The organism is Rhizobacter sp. P1_G5, assembly GCF_056405435.1.
This window is the reverse complement of sequence record NZ_JBFUCB010000724.1, coordinates 1-2,828: the sequence shown is the minus strand read 5'-3', so window position 1 is coordinate 2,828 and position 2,828 is coordinate 1. Positions and strand designations below refer to the sequence as shown.

The following is a 2,828-nucleotide window of genomic DNA, read 5'->3' as shown; positions in this document are numbered from 1 at the left end:
CTCTTGACGGTGAAGGTTTCGGTCAGCGACTGATCGGCGCGCAGGGCTTGGATCGTCGCGTTGCTGTTGGCGGCGGCGTARGTCCAGGTGCCRTCGGYGGCGAGYGYGAAGGTGCCGTAGGTACCCGCGGTGGCCGGCTGAGCCTGGAACASGGCCTGGCCGTTGTCGATGTCGGCGACGGACAAGGTGCCGCCGGTGGTCAGGTTGCCCGAGGCATTGACCGCGGTGTCTTCGGTGACGGAACCCGAGGTCGCACCGGAGATGACGGCAGCGTCGTTGGCGCCCTTGATGGTGACGGTGACCGACGAGCTGGTGCCGTCGGCGCTCTTGACGGAGAAGGTCTCCGTCAGCGACTGATCGGCWCGCAGGGCTTGGATTGTCGCGTTGCTGTTGGCGGCTGCGTARGTCCAGGTGCCGTCGGCGGCAAGCGTGAAGGTGCCGTAGGCGCCAGCAGTGGCAGGCTGGGCCTGGAACACGGCCTGGCCGTTGTCGACGTCGGCGACGGACAGGGTGCCACCGGTGGTCAGATTGCCGGAGCCGTTGACCGCGGTGTCTTCGGTGACGGAGCCCGAGGTCGCGCCGGAGATGACGGCAGCGTCGTTGACACCCTTGATGGTGACCGTGACGCTCGAAGAAGTCCCGTCGGCGCTCTTGACCGAGAAGGTCTCGGTCAGCGACTGATCGGCGCGCAGCGCCTGGACCGTGGCGTTGCTGTTCGCAGCTGCATAAGTCCAGGTGCCGTCGGTGGCGAGCGTGAAGGTGCCGTAGGCGCCAGCAGTGGCGGGCTGAGCCTGGAACACGGCCTGGCCRTTGTCGACATCGGCGAYGGACARGGTGCCGCCGGTGGTCAGGTTGCCGGARGCGTTGACRGCSGTGTCTTCSGWGACGGAGCCGGTATTGACACCGGAGATCACCGCGACGTCGTTGGTGCCCTGGATGGTGACSGTGACGCTCGACGAGGTCCCRTCRGCGCTCTTGACGGAGAAGGTCTCGGTCAGMGAYTGATCAGCGCGCAGCGCCTGAACCGTGGCGTTGTTGTTGGCRGCGGCGTAGGTCCAGGTGCCRTCRGTGGCRAGSGTGAAGGTGCCGTAGGTGCCCGCKGTGGCGGGCTGAGCCTGGAACACCGCCTGGCCGTTGTCGACGTCTGCGACGGACAGCGTGCCACCGGTGGTCAGGTTGCCAGAACCGTTGACAGTGGTGTCTTCGGTGACGGAGCCGGAGGTTGCGCCGGAAATGACGGCGGCGTCGTTGGCACCCTTGATGGTGACCGTGACAGAGGAGYTGGTGCCRTCAGCGCTCTTGACCGTGAAGGTCTCGGTCAGCGACTGATCGGCACGCAGCGCCTGGACCGTGGCGTTGCTGTTCGCAGCTGCATAAGTCCAGGAGCCRTCGGCGGCGAGAGTGAAGGTGCCGTAGGTGCCCGCGGTGGCAGGTTGGGCCTGGAACACGGCCTGGCCGTTGTCGATGTCGGCGACGGACAGGGTGCCGCTGGTGGTCAGGTTACCGGAGCCGTTGACCGCAGTGTCTTCTGTGACGGAACCCGAGGTGGCGCCGGAGATGACGGCAGCGTCGTTGACACCCTTGATGGTGACCGTGACGCTCGAAGAAGTCCCGTCGGCGCTCTTGACGGTGAAGGTTTCGGTCAGCGACTGATCGGCGCGCAGGGCTTGGATCGTCGCGTTGCTGTTGGCGGCTGCGTAAGTCCACGTGCCGTCGGTGGCGAGCGCGAAGGTGCCGTAGGTACCTGCAGTGGCAGGCTGAGCCTGGAACACGGCCTGGCCGTTGTCGACGTCGGCGACGGACAGGGTGCCGCCGGTCGTCAGATTGCCGGCGCCGTTGACCGCGGTGTCTTCGGTGACGGAACCCGAGGTCGCGCCGGAGATGACAGCGGTGTCGTTCGTGCCGTGGATGGTGACSGTGACMGASGAGCTGGTGCCRTCAGCGCTCTTGACSGWGAASGTYTCGGTCAGCGATTGATCGGCGCGCAGSGCCTGGATCGTGGTGTTGCTGTTGGCGGCTGCGTAGGTCCACACGCCGGCCGATGTCAGCGTGAAGGTGCCGTAGGTGCCGGCAGTGGCAGGCTGAGCCTGGAACACCGCCTGGCCGTTGTCGACGTCGGTGACGGACAGGGTGCCACCGGTGGTCAGATTGCCAGAGCCGTTGACGGCGGTGTCTTCGGTGACGGAGCCGGAGGTGGCGCCGGAGATGACMGCTGCGTCGTTCGTGCCCTGGATGGTGACSGTGACAGAGGAGCTGGYSCCGTCGGCGCTCTTGACSGWGAAGGTYTCGGTCAGCGACTGATCGGCACGCAACGCCTGGATCGTGGCGTTATTGTTGGCTGCTGCGTAGGTCCACGTGCCATCGGCGGCGAGCGAGAAGGTGCCGTAGATGCCGGCCGTGGCCGGCTGAGCCTGGAACACAGCCTGGTTGTTGTCGACGTCGGCGACAGACAGCGTGCCACCGGTCGTCAGGTTGCCGGAGCCGTTGACGGCGGTGTCTTCAGTGACGGCGCCCGAGGTGGCACCGCTGATCACGGCCACATCATTCGTGCCGTGGATGGTGACGGTGACCGACGAGCTGGTGCCGTCGGCGCTCTTGACCGAGAAGGTCTCGGTCAGCGACTGGTCGGCACGAAGCGCCTGGACCACGGCGTTGCCGTTGGCTGCGGTGTAGGTCCAGGTGCCATCGGTGGCGAGCGTGAAGGTGCCGTAGGTGCCGGCAGTGGAAGCCTGGGCCTGGAACACGGCCTGGCCGTTGTCGACGTCGGCGACGGACAGGGTGCCGCCGGTGGTCAGGTTGCCSGAGSCRTTGACGGCGGTGTCTTCGGT

The 2,828-nt window shown here is 66.6% G+C and carries 1 protein-coding gene and 1 pseudogene; both read right to left on the bottom strand.

Annotated elements, in window-relative coordinates:
* A partial coding sequence (locus tag AC1D12_RS30045; protein ID WP_477844899.1) for a VCBS domain-containing protein occupies positions 1 to 2,534 on the bottom strand: 2,534 nt, incomplete at its 3' end.
* 18 nt (positions 2,535 to 2,552) lie between these two features.
* A pseudogene (locus AC1D12_RS30040) lies at positions 2,553 to 2,777 on the bottom strand (VCBS domain-containing protein); the annotation flags it as partial.
* Between the last annotated feature and the right edge of the window lie 51 nt (positions 2,778 to 2,828).